The sequence below is a fragment of the Methylobacterium sp. CM6241 genome, assembly GCF_054817845.1.
On record NZ_CM139246.1, the window covers coordinates 4036802 to 4050899 of the forward strand.

At 64.4% G+C, this 14098-nt stretch carries 13 protein-coding genes; 12 read left to right on the forward strand and 1 reads right to left on the reverse strand.

What is annotated here, in order from left to right; all coding sequences use genetic code 11:
- Positions 1-2: 2 nt before the first annotated feature.
- From ACYQR9_RS18915 to ACYQR9_RS18940, 6 genes are all read left to right on the forward strand, one after another.
- A complete protein-coding gene (locus ACYQR9_RS18915; protein ID WP_461227685.1) occupies positions 3-1187 on the forward strand; it encodes a geranylgeranyl diphosphate reductase in 1185 nt (394 codons plus the stop codon).
- The gene (locus tag ACYQR9_RS18920; protein WP_461227686.1) at positions 1184-1705 is read left to right on the forward strand and encodes a TspO/MBR family protein; all 522 of its coding nucleotides are present in this window, start codon (positions 1184-1186) and stop codon (positions 1703-1705) included. Before ACYQR9_RS18915 ends, ACYQR9_RS18920 begins: the two co-directional genes overlap by 4 nt.
- Positions 1702-2061 (forward strand): hypothetical protein, encoded by a 360-nt coding sequence (locus ACYQR9_RS18925; protein ID WP_461227687.1) that lies wholly within the window; start codon positions 1702-1704, stop codon positions 2059-2061. The genes ACYQR9_RS18920 and ACYQR9_RS18925 overlap by 4 nt, the downstream gene beginning before the upstream one ends.
- Before the next feature lie 46 nt (positions 2062-2107).
- Positions 2108-3676 carry a c-type cytochrome gene (locus ACYQR9_RS18930; RefSeq protein ID WP_461227688.1) on the forward strand — a complete coding sequence of 523 codons (1569 nt, stop codon included), beginning with the start codon at positions 2108-2110 and terminating at the stop codon, positions 3674-3676.
- Between the two features lie 318 nt (positions 3677-3994).
- Positions 3995-4888 carry a transporter gene (locus ACYQR9_RS18935; protein ID WP_056425239.1) on the forward strand — a complete coding sequence of 298 codons (894 nt, stop codon included), beginning with the start codon at positions 3995-3997 and terminating at the stop codon, positions 4886-4888.
- A gap of 805 nt (positions 4889-5693) precedes the next feature.
- On the forward strand, positions 5694-6092 hold the full coding sequence (locus tag ACYQR9_RS18940) for a hypothetical protein (protein WP_461227689.1): 399 nt from the start codon (positions 5694-5696) through the stop codon (positions 6090-6092).
- A 391-nt stretch (positions 6093-6483) separates the two neighbouring features.
- Here the strand turns inward: ACYQR9_RS18940 and ACYQR9_RS18945 are convergent, their stop codons facing one another.
- On the reverse strand, positions 6484-6981 hold the full coding sequence (locus tag ACYQR9_RS18945; RefSeq protein WP_244477987.1) for a hypothetical protein: 498 nt from the start codon (positions 6979-6981) through the stop codon (positions 6484-6486).
- A gap of 78 nt (positions 6982-7059) precedes the next feature.
- On the opposite strand from ACYQR9_RS18945, the gene ACYQR9_RS18950 reads away from it, so the two are divergent.
- The 6 genes from ACYQR9_RS18950 to ACYQR9_RS18975 all read left to right on the forward strand — a co-directional run bounded on the left by ACYQR9_RS18950 (position 7060) and on the right by ACYQR9_RS18975 (position 14096).
- On the forward strand, positions 7060-7335 hold the full coding sequence (locus ACYQR9_RS18950) for a hypothetical protein (protein ID WP_461227690.1): 276 nt from the start codon (positions 7060-7062) through the stop codon (positions 7333-7335).
- Positions 7332-8015 carry a TetR/AcrR family transcriptional regulator gene (locus ACYQR9_RS18955; protein WP_311273863.1) on the forward strand — a complete coding sequence of 228 codons (684 nt, stop codon included), beginning with the start codon at positions 7332-7334 and terminating at the stop codon, positions 8013-8015. Before ACYQR9_RS18950 ends, ACYQR9_RS18955 begins: the two co-directional genes overlap by 4 nt.
- A complete protein-coding gene (locus tag ACYQR9_RS18960; RefSeq protein WP_056425227.1) occupies positions 8012-9241 on the forward strand; it encodes an efflux RND transporter periplasmic adaptor subunit in 1230 nt (409 codons plus the stop codon). The genes ACYQR9_RS18955 and ACYQR9_RS18960 overlap by 4 nt, the downstream gene beginning before the upstream one ends.
- A gap of 59 nt (positions 9242-9300) precedes the next feature.
- Positions 9301-12399 (forward strand): efflux RND transporter permease subunit, encoded by a 3099-nt coding sequence (locus ACYQR9_RS18965; protein WP_461227691.1) that lies wholly within the window; start codon positions 9301-9303, stop codon positions 12397-12399.
- A 382-nt stretch (positions 12400-12781) separates the two neighbouring features.
- The gene (locus ACYQR9_RS18970) at positions 12782-12952 is read left to right on the forward strand and encodes a hypothetical protein (protein WP_244477986.1); all 171 of its coding nucleotides are present in this window, start codon (positions 12782-12784) and stop codon (positions 12950-12952) included.
- Between the two features lie 70 nt (positions 12953-13022).
- On the forward strand, positions 13023-14096 hold the full coding sequence (locus tag ACYQR9_RS18975; protein WP_461227692.1) for an ABC transporter substrate-binding protein: 1074 nt from the start codon (positions 13023-13025) through the stop codon (positions 14094-14096).
- The last annotated feature ends 2 nt before the right edge of the window (positions 14097-14098 follow it).

Genomic DNA, 14098 nt, shown 5'->3' on the forward strand with positions numbered 1-14098 from the left:
CCATGCCGGAATTGGAGACCTTCGACGTCGTGGTGGTGGGAGGCGGCCCGGCCGGGGCCACCGCCGCCACCGATCTCGCCCGGATGGGGCGGCGGGTGCTGCTCCTCGACAAGCCGGGGCGGATCAAGCCCTGCGGCGGCGCGATCCCGCCGCGCCTGATCCGTGATTTCGCCATTCCCGACGCGCTGCTCGTCGCCCGCGTCCGCTCGGCCCGCATGATCTCACCCGCCGACAAGCGGGTGGACATGCCCATCGGCGACGGCTTCGTCGGCATGGTCGACCGGGAGCATTTCGACCCCTGGCTGCGCGACCGCGCGGCCCTGGCTGGGGCCGACCACCGCCCGGGCAGCTTCACCCGCATCATCCGCGACGCGGAAGGCGGGGCGGTGGTGCATTACCGCTCGGGCGATGCGGAGTACCGGGTTCGCACCCGCCTCGTCATCGGCGCGGACGGCGCGAGTTCGGTGGTCGGGCGGGCCGAGATTCCCGGCCACGCGGCGATGAAACAGGTCTTCGCCTATCACGAGATCGTCCGGTCGCCGGCGGATGGGAGCGGCGATGTCGAGGGGACGCGCTGCGACGTCTACTACCAGGGCAAGCTCTCGCCGGATTTCTACGCCTGGGTCTTCCCCCATGGCGACACGATCAGCATCGGCACCGGCAGCGCCCGCAAGGGGTTCTCCCTGCGCGGGGCGATCCGGTCCCTGCGCGCCTCCACGGGCCTCGATGCCGGCGAGACCCTGCGCCGCGAGGGCGCGCCGCTGCCGCTGAAGCCGCTCAGGCGCTGGGACAATGGCCGGGACGTGCTGCTCACCGGGGATGCCGCCGGCATCGTCGCCCCGGCTTCGGGCGAGGGCATCTACTACGCCATGCTCGCCGGCCGGCTCGCGGCGGAGGCGGCCGACACCTTCCTCGCCACCGGCAAGGCCGCATCCCTGGCCCTTGCCCGGCGTCGCTTCATGCGCCTGCACGGCCGCGTCTTTCTGATCCTGCGCATGATGCAATGGGTCTGGTACCGCAACGATTCCCTGCGGGAGCGCTTCGTCTCGATCTGCAAGGACAAGGACGTCCAGCAGCTGACCTGGGATTCCTACATGAACAAGGAGCTGGTCCGGGCAAAGCCCGCCGCCCATGCGCGGATCTTCTTCAAGGATCTGGCGCACCTGTTCCGCTGGGTCTCGCCGTGATCGGCGGTTACGAGACCGGCCCGGTCGTGGCTTCGGCGGCCGCCGCCCTCGTCGCCGCCCTCGCCGGTGGTCTCCTGACGACGACCGGCCCCTGGTATCAAACCCTGCGGCGTCCCTCGTGGAAGCCGCCGGACTGGGCCTTCGGCCCGGTTTGGACAACGATCTTCACCCTCATGGCGATCTCCGCCGTGATGGCCTGGCACGCGGATGCCGGAACCTCGGCGCGCACCGCGCTACTGGTCGCCTACGGCGTCAACCTCTGTCTCAACATCGCCTGGAGCGGCATCTTCTTCCGCCTACGCCGGCCGGACTGGGCCTATCTCGAAGTCATCGCCCTCTGGCTCTCCATCGTGGCGCTGATCGCGGTGACGGCCCAGGCCTCGGGGATCGCGGCGTTGCTGCTCGCGCCCTACCTCGCATGGGTCAGCGTCGCGACACTTCTCAACCGGGCGATCGTGCGGCTGAACGGGCCGTTTGGCCGGGCCGTACCGGTCCGCGATGTCGGAAGCCGGGTATGATTCCGGATGTGGCGACCCTGGCGTCGCTCTTCGCCTCCGGGCGGATCATCGACGTAATCCTCGGTCTCGTGGCCCTGGAGGCCGCCGCCCTCGTGGCATGGCGCCTTTATGGGCGAGATCGCCCGCTCCTTCCGCCCCTTTTCTGCAATCTCGCCTCGGGCGCGGCGCTGATGCTGGCGATCCGCGCCGCGCTGATCGGCTCGGATTGGACGGTGGTTGCGCTCTGCCTCATCGCCTCGCTGATGGCGCATCTAGGGGAGGTCGCGTTGCGCATGTTTGGGGGGTCGCATGACGCATCCGATCCGGTCGTGCCCGACCTTCGCCGACCGGGCAGAACGGTCACGAGGCGTGCCTGAATTGCTGCTGTCCAACCTTCGGCTTCATGAGTGGAGAACCGGCTTCATGCGTCGCATATCTGCCCTCCTGCTCGGTTCGGCCGGCCTCATCGCCGCCGCGACCTGTGCCTCGGCCCAAGATGCTGAACAGATCAAGCGGGGCGAATACTTGACGACGGCGGGCGATTGCGTCGCCTGCCATTCGGCACCGGGCGGCAGGCCCTTTGCCGGGAACTATGTCCTCAACACGCCGATCGGGAAGATCCGCACGCCGAACCTCACACCGGACGACGAGACCGGGCTCGGCAAATGGACCGCCGACGACTTCTACCGCGCCCTGCACGAAGGCATCGACAACGAGGGCAGCTACCTCTATCCGGCCTTCCCCTTCGCCTGGTACACCAAAGTCACGCGCGACGATTCCGATGCGATCTTTGCTTATCTGCGCTCCCTCAAGCCAGTGAAGGAGCCCCGCAAACCTTCCGAGATCCCCTTCCCCTTCAATATTCGCAGCGCGCTCATCACCTGGCGCACCGCGTTCTTCACCGCGGGCGAGTTCAAGCAGGATCCAAACGCCAGCGCCGAGGTCAATCGCGGCGGCTACCTCGTGGAGGGCCTCGGCCATTGCGGCATGTGCCACAACGCCAACAAGATCGTCGGAAACAGCGGGTTGGCGGGCAAACTCGGTGGCGGGGTCATCGACGGCTGGTACGCGCCCAACATCACCCCCGACGACCACACCGGGATCGGCTCCTGGACCGACGATCAGGTGGTCGAATACCTCAAAACCGGCACGGCTCCGGGCAACCGGCCGGGCGTCGCCGCCGGGCCGATGCGTCAGACCATCGAGGAATCCCTCTCCAGGCTGACCGATGCCGACCTGAAGGCGATGGTCGCCTACCTGCGCACGCAGAAAGCCAAAGAGAGCTATAAAATCAAGGACATCCAGGCCTTCAACCAGGCCGATGCGCCGGGTGCTGCGACCTATCTCAGCTATTGCTCCTCCTGCCACAAGCCGGACGGCCAGGGCGTCGAGGGGGCGATCCCGGCGCTCGCCGGCAATACCTCGGTGCAGTCGGAAGGCCCCGAGACGGTGATCCGCATCATCCTCGGCGGCCTCGCTGCCCAGAACGGCTACGCGCCGATGCCTGCAGTGGGGGCCGGCATGACCGACCGAGAGGTCGCCGACGTCACGGACTACATCCGCAACGCGTGGGGCAACAACGCCCCCGTCATCGCCGAGCGCGGCATCGTCACAACCGCCCGGACCGCCACTCAGACCATGCTCGCCGGAACGGCGCCCTGCGCGGAGATCGCGCAACCAGAGGTCGCAAAGGCCATCGCCGATGCGGGGAGTGCTGAGAGCCTCAAAGGCTTGGCGCCGGACAACTTCGTGCCGGTCATCGACTCTCTGCTACCCAAGGTAAAGGCAGCCGCCGGAGGGGCCAAGGACGACGACATCGTCAATGGGCTGACGACAGTATTCTGCCAGACTGCGCGCCATGATCCGGCCTACGGCAAGATCGGCTGGCACGCGGTCATCGGCAGCTTTTCCAGCGTCGTATACAGTCAGATCAGGAATCCCGAGAAACGTGTCGCCTTGCCGGCCCCCGCTGGTGTTGCGCCGACGCCGTGATTCAGCGCTAACGACGTCGCGGACATCAATACCTGCGAGCGCTGCAAACGCGAAGCCGATGATTTTGATCTCACATTGAAAAGCGGTATCGCAGCAAGAGTACAAATAAATATTTCCGTCTATGAAAGTAACGATCGCTACTTTAATTTGTATGTATTTCGCGACAGAATTGCCCCTTTATCTATATGTGACCTTTTGGTGACATCCGCAGATGCGATGACGATACGTGGGGAATGAGATCCGGTGCTGGTGCGTCGATGAAGAAGAGCTTGCTCGAACGCAGCGCTCTTCCCATCACGCTCGAAGTAGAGGCACTGGATGATTCACGGTACCCGTCACGCGACATACACGCTCGGTCTCACCCTGTGCGTCGGCCTCGGCCTGACCACCCTGGCTTCAAGGCCGGTCCAGGCCGGTTCTGCGGCGCAACCGGGACAGACGGTCGGTCTCCCCGTTGGCGCCCAGCTTCCCGTCGGCCTCTACTTCGTGAACACGTCGAGCTTTGGTGTCCGCGATACCCGGCCGCTTGATTCCGAATCTAATATCAACCTGCCCACCTTCCTTTGGGCGACGCCTTGGAACCTGCTGGGCGCGCGCCTCAACCTAGCGGCGATCCAGCCGGTCGTAGCGTCGAGTCCGCGAGGCGCAGCCTATCAGAGCGGCATCGGCCAACCACTGCTCGCTACCCAACTTGCTTGGAACCTCGGCAACGATTTCGGCGTTAGTTATCTCTTCGGTGGATACCTGCCGATCGAGACGGAGTTCCTCACCCGGAACGCGTCCCTCAGCCACCGCTTCGCTGCGAGCTATACGGGTAACGGACTGAACCTGACCGCTAATCTGCTCTACGGAGTTTTCGTCGATCCGGTGACCGCCCAAGGTGTGGTCTATCCCGACTATCTCAACCTCGACCTCACTGCGACCAAGAAATTCGGTAAGTGGGAGGTCGGCCCGGTAGCCTTCGCCTCCACTGACATGCCCACCCGATTTCCCGGGTATCGCCGCCAGGGACAGATCGCCGTCGGCGGCCTCGTCGGCTACAATTTCGGGCCTGTGAACCTCCAGGCCTATGTCACGCGCGATGTGGTGGAGCGCAATTACGGTGGTCAAGAAACGCGCGGTTGGCTGCGGCTCATCGTGCCGATTTACAAGGAGAGCACCAATTCGGCGGCTCCCTCGATCCCGCTGAGCGGGCGGCAATCCCTGCGCTAGGGATTCCTCATAGAGCGTTCAAGCGAAAGGCCGACTCCAGCACGCTCCAGGCTCCGGTATCGATAAGGAGCGTGTTGCCGGTTTGAAGTCGGCATCCCCTGCTGGCGTCCATGCCTTCGAAGGCGGTCGTGACAAGGGGCCGTCGAGGAGGTGTCCTGCGAAGTTGGGACAGGTTGGCTGATGCAGGGGCACCGCCACGATGCGGGTAGCGCTTGCCCCCAGGTTCGACGTAGCCAACGCCATAAGGCGCAGCCCAGATCACCTCCACAGCCAAAGGTCCTCATTCCCAATGTTATGCATATAGATGCGCTCATCCGCGGCGAGAGCCTGCCGGTTCGGGTCGAACGTTGCAATAAGGCCTGCTATGAACGCCATACGTGGCTATGTGCCAATTTTTAGACTTGGGATAGCCATTGTATCCCAAGATTAATTAGCCATAAAGTCATATTGCAAATAGGAACTTCGTCGGATAGTGCTACTTTGAGTCGAAAAAGAATGGCAGAACGTCATCTGATAGAATAAATATTATTAATACACTGGAGTACGACGTATTTACACTAGCAAATGCTTTGCTCTGTTACTGTTTCGAAACATGTGTGTCCGGACGGGCGGGCATCGCCGTTCGGGCAGGTCGGCGTAAGGGAATTTCCTCTCTTTTGCGTGAAGTACAAGGCGGTGCGCCTTCGGGACAGGGCTGGGATTTACCGTAAACCGCCCATTAATCCGACTCGTCGAAACCTAGCGATCGTTGGGGCCGGGGCGACATGCGCTGGTTTCCGCGCGTGGTTTGTAAGGGTAACGGTGTATGCGTAGCGTTCACACGGCGATCGACAACGTGGTTCCCTTCCGACGTCCCGGCAGGCCCCAGCCCCAGGCTCCCGTCGTATCGCCCTCCCTAGCCGCGAGGCGGGTCGATCAGCGCGCGCTGATGGATGCGGTCTATGCCAGCGGAACGCTCGCGGTTGCGGCGGGTGATCGTGAGACTAAGCTGATCGCCGCCCGCCTGCAGGTCTACGGCTTCCTCACCGTCGAGGAATTGAGCGAAGAAGGGACGTTGCGGCGCCTGCGTCCGTCCGAGGCTATCCGCGCCCAAGCCGACCGCCCCTGGCGCCTCTCAAAAGCAGCCTACGGCTCCGGCCTGTCTGTCACTGTCCCAGCCGCCGACGATTTCCTGTTCGACTCTTCCGCCGGCGCCTCAGCCTGATCCTTCCGTAAGAAGCACCTGCTATCCTTGCTCATCGACGGCAGGCTCCGGAGGGAGCGGCTCTCCGGTGACAATGTGAATGGCAGCGGCGAGACAGCTAATTTCTTCGTCGCCGAAGATGCATCCCTGAACACCACCGGGGTAGATGCCCCGAGGTGCAGCTATCCGCTCTTGATAGTCAGCGTCTGCTTATACCCACGACGTTTTTCTTCACGAGCGACGACGTCAACCACCCGGCTCGACCATCGGCAGGTGGGTTCCTATGGCTAACCGGGAAATCTGACTGGGCCGAAGCATCGAGCCGAGCATCATCGAGCAAATCCACCGCACCGGCGTAAGGCCTGCTGTGGCGCACCTATACTTTGCTCGGCAGCGACCCAGGGGGGATGCCTCAGCGGTCGCGCTTATTTACCACCGCGCAGCCGGTCATTGGTCCACGGCTCCCGTTTATGACAGAGCACGTGACGAGAGATGTCGCCGCATCGGCATGGCTGTGGCGGGAGATGACCGCCTGCTCGCGGGCGCGGCGAGCTGCGGCTACGATCAGGTCTGGTGCAATCCCGGTAGCGATCCGCCCGGCCCGGCCGAACAGGTCATAGTAGTCATCGCTCGGCGTCTCCCCCTTGAATTGGACTCCGACAGCGGACGGGTCACCGCAGGCGAGTGTCAGCGTCATCCCGTTGGTGACCGACATTTCCGCGAAATCAACGGTGCGGTTGACGAGCGTGGCCTTCGTCTCAGCCACGACGCTGTCGATGAGATCCCCGCACGGATCTGCCTGGGCCGAACTGCTGAAGAATGACACGAGGGCGGCGGTCAGAATCATGAAGCGCATGGGAGTTAAACTAGGAGCGCTGCTCATCCCGTCGAGGAGGGAGTCGGATAACATTATTAGCTCCTATTGAACGTTCATTCATTGACCTTTGAATGAACGTTCAATAGATTTGCGGAGAGACGGGAGGCCGCGATGGGCGATCTAGGTTGGTACGATGATGTGGATGCGCCTCGCGATGGGATCTCCCAGCGCATTGTGGTCTCGGCCCGCTCCGCTTGCCGGATGTCCAATCTTCTGCCGGGGCTCTTGATTCTCGTCGGTTGGCTCGCTTTCATTGGCTGGACGGGTGCAGGATCGGATGGGTGGCAGGCGCGGGTCTGCGCCGACCTTGGTGGACATGCGTACTCCTGCGGATCGATCAATGCTCAAGGTGTGGGCATCGTCGCGAACACGGGGGCCGCATCATGAGCGCCGGCGTCCTCACTGAGCCTCGAAGCAGCCAGTCGACCCGCCGCCAGGACATCCTCGATGCCGCCGAGATTTGCTTCGTCCGCAATGGCTTCCACCGCACAACGATGCAGGATCTCGCCCGTCAAGCCGGGATGACCGCAGGCAACATCTACCATTACTTCAAGTCGAAGGAGGCCGTTGTCTTAGGCCTCGCGGAGCGTGAGCGCGGGCATGGTATGACCCTCGTCGAAGAGATGGAGCGGGCCGGCGATCGCCGTGGGGCCCTAATGGGCATCCTCGAACGCTACTTCGCCCGGGCGACCCGCGAGAGCGCGGTCCTGCGCGTCGATCTCTGGTCCGAGGCCACTCGCAACCCCGACATTGCCGGCATGGTCGAGCGAGGCGAGACCGAGGCCCGCCTTTGGTTTGTCGAGACTCTTTCGTCTCTGGCAACCTCACCGGCCTGCGATGCCGCCATTCTCTACGACAAAACGCTGAACCCGCTGATGAAGGGCATTCTCGTGAACCTGGCGCTCTGGCCAGCCTTCAATCCAGCCCCCGCCGCGGCGCATTTGTGCGCCCTGATCGAGGCGGGACTGGACGGACGGCTGCCGACGGCGGCGCAGGAGGCGGAGGCCGGCGCGCTTCCCGTCTCGCTCGGTTTTCCGTCCCACTCTCTCTTGGAGGGTAGCCGATGAGTTCCGTCCTCAAGGTCGTTCGTCCCTTCGTTCTCATTCTTGGCCTACCGTCGGGTTCGGCCTTCGCTGAGGTCGCGCTGGCTCCAAACAAGCCGGCGCCGGCGGTGAGCACTGTCGAGGCGGCACGCCGCGAAATCGTCGAGCAGGTCGTCGTTACCGGATCTCTGGTTCCCCGTGACGAAATCCTGGTAACGCCCGAAATCGAGGGCTATCGGGTCACCGAAGTGCTGGTCGAGGAGGGCATGCGCGTAGAGCGAGGCCAGATCCTGGCGCGGCTCTCGCGCGATCTCATCGACCAGCAGATCGCTCAGCAGGACGCCCTGGTCAGCAAGGCGTCGGCCACCGTGCCGCAAGCACAGAGCAATATCGAGCAGGCGGAGGCCGCCGAGATGGAAGCGCGCCTTGCCTTCGAGCGAGCTAAGCAACTCATGAGTAGCGGCAACGGCACAGCGGCGATCATGGAGGGGCGCACTGCGTCCTTGCGTCAAACGGAGGGCAAGCTCGCCTTCGCGCGCAATGGTCTTGTCATCGCAAGGGCGGAACTCGCTCAGGCGCGGGCTCTGCGCGACGAACTCTCATTGCGCCTCGCCCGCACCGAGATCCGCGCGCCGGAAGCCGGTATCGTAAACCGCCGTACGGCCCGCGTCGGTATGGCAGCCTCCTCCTCTTCTGAGCCGTTGTTCAGGCTCATCGCCCGAGGCGAGATTGAGCTCGAAGGCGAGGTCATTGAGACCAAGCTGCCACTGTTGCGGGAGGGGGCACCCGCCTCGATGGAGCTTACCACTGGCGAGCGCGTGCGAGGGAGCGTGCGCGCCGTCTACCCGGAGGTCGATAAGGCAACCCGCCTCGGCAAGGTCCGCGTCCGGCTCGATCCCGATCCGCGCCTGCGTATTGGCACCTTTGCCCGAGGGGCCATTGAGGTCGCACGAACCCGTGGCATCACCGTGCCCCAGGCCTCCGTTCTGTATGGCGGGCCGCAACGCAGTAGCGTCCTCATAGTCGCCGATGGCCTCGTGGAGGCGCGGACCGTGCGCACCGGCATCTCAGACGATGACGATATCGAAATCCGCTCAGGCCTCAACCAAGGCGAGGCCGTGGTCGCGCGCTCTGGAAGCTTCCTGCGTAACGGCGACCGGGTCCGCGCCATCCCGGTTGCCGTTACGCCCGCTCCCGCCGTCGCGAACGGCCCGTCCCCGCGCGAAACCGCTGAAGCCGGCATTCCCTGAAACAGCGCCCGGAACAGCCGGGCTCTGTTGTTTCCATCTCGCGAACACGGTTTGTGCCGATGCGCCTCAACGTCTCCGCCTGGGCGATCCGCAAGCCGATCGGCCCACTGGTTCTGTTCCTCGTCCTGATCGTTCTCGGCCTCGTCAGCTTTCGTGGGCTTCCAGTCACGCGCATGCCGAATATCGACGTGCCCATCGTCTCGGTGGCGATCACGCAGGCCGGCGCTGCCCCATCCGAGCTCCAGACCCAGGTGACGAAATGGGTCGAGGATTCAATAGCCGGCGTACGCGGCGTGAAGCACATCACCTCGGCGATCACAGAGGGATCCTCCGTCACGACGGTAGAATTTCGTCTTGAGGTGAACACTGACCGCGCGGTCAACGACGTAAAGGATGCAATCTCGAAGATCCGCATCAACCTGCCACGCACCATCGACGAACCGGTGATCAGCCGTGTCGAGATCGCAGGCCTGCCGATTCTGATCTACGGCGTGAAGGCCCCGGCGATGACACCTGCCGACCTCTCCTGGCTGGTGGAGGACAAGATCGCCCGCTCGCTCCAGGGGGTGAAGGGCGTCGGTGGGGTCGAGCGTGTCGGCGGCGTCACGCGCGAGATCCGCGTCGTGCTCCAGCCCGACCGCCTGCTGGCGCTCGGCATCACCGCTGCGGATGTTAATCGGCAGTTACGCTTGACCTCAGCTGACATGGCGGGCGGACGTGGCGAGGTCGGTGGTCGCGAACAATCGATTCGGACGCTTGCCGCCTCTCGCACGGTACGTGACCTCAAGGCTACGTCCATCGTCCTACCGGGGGGACGCAAGGTTCGTCTCGACGATCTCGCTGTGGTGCAGGACGCCATCGAGGAGCCGCGCACCTTCGCCCGTTTCAATGGCGAGCCGGTCGTCGCCTTCGCGGTCTCGCGCGGCTCGGGCGCCAGTGATGCCGAGGTGGCGACAGCCGTCGAGAAGCGCATCGACGAGTTCCGCAAAACCTATCCCGACGTGGCTTTCGACGTCATCGATTCATCGGTTTCGGCCACGATCGGAAGCTACGATTCGGCGATGCACACCCTGATCGAGGGCGCTGTTCTCGCTGTCATCGTGGTTTTCCTGTTCTTGCGGGACTGGCGCGCGACCTTGATCGCGGCGGTCGCCCTACCGCTCTCCGTCTTCCCGACCTTCTGGGCGATGGATGCGCTGGGTTTTACCCTCAACGGCATCAGCCTGCTCGCCATCACCCTCGTCACCGGCATTCTGGTGGATGACGCCATCGTCGAGATCGAGAACATCGTCCGGCACATGCGGATGGGGAAGTCAGCATACCGGGCGGCGATCGAGGGCGCCGACGAGATCGGTCTCGCCGTCATTGCCATTACCGCCACGTTGATCGCGGTGTTCGCGCCGGTCTCGTTCATGGGCGGTATCGCAGGCCGCTACTTCATGCAGTTCGGGCTCACCATCGCCGTCTCGGTGTTCATGTCGCTGCTCGTGGCGCGGCTGATCACGCCGATGCTCGCTGCCTATTTCCTACGCGACCACGGCCATCACCACGACGAACGTGAGGGATGGGTGATGCGCACCTATGGCCGGTTGGTGGGCTGGTCCGTGCGCCACCGCGTCATCACCCTCATCGTCGGCCTCGTGCTGTTTGCCGGTTCGCTCGCCTCCACCGGGTTGCTGCCCTCCGGCTTCGTGCCGAAGCAGGACAATGCCCGCACGCTGTTCATGGTGGAACTCGCGCCTGGCGCGAAGCTCGTAGACACCGTAGCTGTCGCTGACCGAGTGGTCGAACGCATCCGTTCCCTGCCGGAAGTCACCTCGGTCTTCGTCGATGGCGGTCGTCAGGTGGGGGGCAAGAAGGAGACCCGGCTCGCCACCCTCATCGTCAACCTGACTCCGAAGAACGCGCGCTCGAAGAAGCAGGCGGCGGTAGAGACCGACATCGCCGCGTTGCTGGCGGAGGAACCGGACATCCGCTCCTGGTCCCTGCGCGATTCCGGCCAGCGCGACCTCGCCCTTGTGGTTGGAGGGCCGGATGCCGAGATCGTCGCCGAAGTGGCGGCAAGGCTGCAGCGCGACATGGCGGCGATCCCACACCTCGTCTCCGTGATGTCGACCGCACCGCTCAACCGCACGGAAGTGCGCATCCGCCCGAAAGAGGGGGCCGCCGCCGATCTCGGCGTCTCCACAGAAACCATCGCCGAGACCGTACGAGTCGGGACGATCGGCGATATCGGCCTGAACCTGGCCAAGTTCAACGCCGTCGACCGCCAGATTCCGATCCGCGTTCAATTGCCCGAGGCGGCGCGCGGCGCGATTTCGCGGTTGGAGAACCTCAAGGTCCCAGCAAAGAACGGCGGCGCCGTGCCTCTCGCCGCTGTGGCTGATATCGAGCTCGACCAGGGACCGGGCGCCATCGAGCGCTATGACCGCGTAATCCGCGTGGCGGTCGAGGCCAACATGGAAGGGTCCGACGCGTTGGGCTCGCTCATCGCTCAAGCCCTGGAAACACCCACCGCGAAGTCGCTGCCGCCTGGCGTCACCATTCGCCAGACCGGCGACGCCGAGATCATGGGCGAGGTCTTCTCCGGCTTCCTGCTGGCGATGGGGGCCGGGATCATGATGGTATACGCCGTTCTCGTGCTCTTGTTCGGTTCGTTTCTTCAGCCACTGACGATCCTGTTCTCGCTCCCGCTCTCCATCGGTGGCGCGATCCTCGGCCTCCTCATCCTCAACATGCCGATATCGATGCCCGTGGTCATCGGTATCCTGATGTTGATGGGGCTGGTCACGAAGAACGCGATCATGCTGGTGGATTTCGCCGTGGAGGAGATGGCGCGCGGCGTCGACCGCGTCACCGCCATCGTCGATGCCGGCCGCAAGCGGGCGCGCCCTATCGTGATGACAACCATCGCCATGGCCGCCGGCATGGTGCCTTCGGCGATGGCGTTGGGTGTCGGTGGCGAGTTCCGCGCACCCATGGCGGTGGCGGTGATCTCCGGCCTCATCGTCTCCACCCTGCTCTCACTGGTCTTCGTGCCGGCCGTGTTCCTTTTGATGGACAGCCTCGGCGCCCTGCTCTGGCGCCTGTTCGGCCGCTTCGTCGGCGCCCGCGACGAGGCGCCGGTTTCCGACGCGATGGCTGGCTCCGCCCGCTGACGGTCCGTTGGCATGCGAGCATCGGTACCAGGAACTTTCCCGATCGACCGGTCGGGAGAGAGCTCTCACCTGCCGAATGCGGGACATTTGGAAGCACATTTCGCGAGCCCTCACCTATAGTTTCGCCTGTCGACAAGTCTATCGGCTCGCTGCCGACGCGAGGGCGCAATGAAGATCCGTCACCCCAAACATAATCGTTGCCTTCACCATGCATGTCTCGCCGATCTCGGCGGCACTCATCCTGGGACGATTCTGACGAATGGGGTTGATGGTCATGGGTTATCACGACGCGAGAATTGAAGCGGTTAGCTCCGCGAGCGCCTGGGCTTTTGCAGGCGCTCTCGCGCCGAAGCATGTTCGCCGCACCTATGGCAGGGCAGCCGTGGCTGCTGCCATCGAGAACGGGCTGATGCCCGAGGAGCTGTCCGAAGTGCTGGCTGGCCGCCGCGTCGTCGAGGCCTTCCCGGTCGATGGCGGAGAGAGCGTCTCCGACTACGCCCACCGGGCGGTGGCCGAGATGATGGTCGCCTATCTCAGTTACGCCCCGGCCTGACCCGCCGACTTCCTCCCCAGACATTCCATCGATCCATGAAGGCGGGCTGCTCGCGGCCCCGGAGACGACCATGACCGACGACCTGCTGTCCCGACGCCGCCTGCTGAGAGCGGGCGCCACCGTCGCGGCCGCCCTGCCCCTCGGCCTTACCGCGACGGCGGGGCGTGCCTGGGTTCCGGGCCCTGCTGTGCCCTTCGATCCCGGTCCCCTGTGCGCGCCGGCAGTGGCCACTGAGCCTTGGAGCGGCCCGCTGCGGCCTGTGAAGCTCGCCTGGAACGCCAATGCCATCTGCACCGCCGCGGCCCCCGTCGCCAAGGAGCGGGGCATCTTCGCGGCCTACGGGCTCGACGTGGAATTCATCAATTTCGGCGGCTCTACGGAGGCCCTGCTGGAGGCCATCGCCACCGGCAAGGCCGATTCCGGCATCGGTATGGCCCTGCGCTGGCTGAAGCCCCTCGAACAGGGATTCGACGTCAAGATCACCGCCGGCCTCCATGGAGGTTGCCTCAGGCTGCTCGGCGCAAAATCCGCAGGCATCAGCGACATTGCCTCTCTGAAAGGCAAGACCATCGCGATCAGCGACCATGCGAGCCCGGCCAAGAACTTCTTCGCCCTGCTCCTGTCGGATGCCGGTATCGATCCCGACAGGGAGATGGAATGGCGGCAATACCCAGCCGATCTTCTCAACCTCGCCGTGGAGAAGGGCGAGGCCCAGGCCCTGGCCGATGCCGACCCGCGCACCTGGATCTGGCTGAAGGACCCGCGCTTCACCGAAGTGGCCACCAACCTGACAGGCAGCTTCGCCACGCGCTCCTGCTGCGTGGTGGCCCTGCGCGGCAGCCTGATCCGTAACGACCGGGCGGTCGCCTCCGCCCTCACCCGCGCCATCCTCGAGGGTGGTCACCGCGTCGCCACCGATCCGTTGGATGCCGCCGGCATTTTCTCGAATTACGGTGGCAAAGGGTCGGTGGAGGATCTGGCCGCGATGCTGCGCAGCCATACGCACGATCACCGGCCGGTGGGCGTCACCCTCAAGCAGGAGATCGCCCTCTACGGCGACGAACTGAAGCGCGTGAACGTGATCCGCCGCTCCACCGACACGGCGAAGTTCGCCGACCGCGTCTATGCCGACGTCCTGAGCTGAGG

What these genes read in the sequence shown, in the direction of transcription:
- ACYQR9_RS18915 (WP_461227685.1), top strand. Translation starts at nt 3, where the DNA reads ATGCCGGAATTGGAGACCTTCGACGTCGTGGTGGTGGGAGGCGGCCCG.
- ACYQR9_RS18950 (WP_461227690.1), top strand. Translation starts at nt 7,060, where the DNA reads ATGGGCGATCTAGGTTGGTACGATGATGTGGATGCGCCTCGCGATGGG.
- ACYQR9_RS18940 (WP_461227689.1), top strand. Translation starts at nt 5,694, where the DNA reads ATGCGTAGCGTTCACACGGCGATCGACAACGTGGTTCCCTTCCGACGT.
- ACYQR9_RS18925 (WP_461227687.1), top strand. Translation starts at nt 1,702, where the DNA reads ATGATTCCGGATGTGGCGACCCTGGCGTCGCTCTTCGCCTCCGGGCGG.
- ACYQR9_RS18960 (WP_056425227.1), top strand. Translation starts at nt 8,012, where the DNA reads ATGAGTTCCGTCCTCAAGGTCGTTCGTCCCTTCGTTCTCATTCTTGGC.
- ACYQR9_RS18965 (WP_461227691.1), top strand. Translation starts at nt 9,301, where the DNA reads ATGCGCCTCAACGTCTCCGCCTGGGCGATCCGCAAGCCGATCGGCCCA.
- ACYQR9_RS18935 (WP_056425239.1), top strand. Translation starts at nt 3,995, where the DNA reads ATGATTCACGGTACCCGTCACGCGACATACACGCTCGGTCTCACCCTG.
- ACYQR9_RS18975 (WP_461227692.1), top strand. Translation starts at nt 13,023, where the DNA reads ATGACCGACGACCTGCTGTCCCGACGCCGCCTGCTGAGAGCGGGCGCC.
- ACYQR9_RS18945 (WP_244477987.1), bottom strand. Translation starts at nt 6,981, where the DNA reads ATGTTATCCGACTCCCTCCTCGACGGGATGAGCAGCGCTCCTAGTTTA.
- ACYQR9_RS18930 (WP_461227688.1), top strand. Translation starts at nt 2,108, where the DNA reads ATGCGTCGCATATCTGCCCTCCTGCTCGGTTCGGCCGGCCTCATCGCC.
- ACYQR9_RS18955 (WP_311273863.1), top strand. Translation starts at nt 7,332, where the DNA reads ATGAGCGCCGGCGTCCTCACTGAGCCTCGAAGCAGCCAGTCGACCCGC.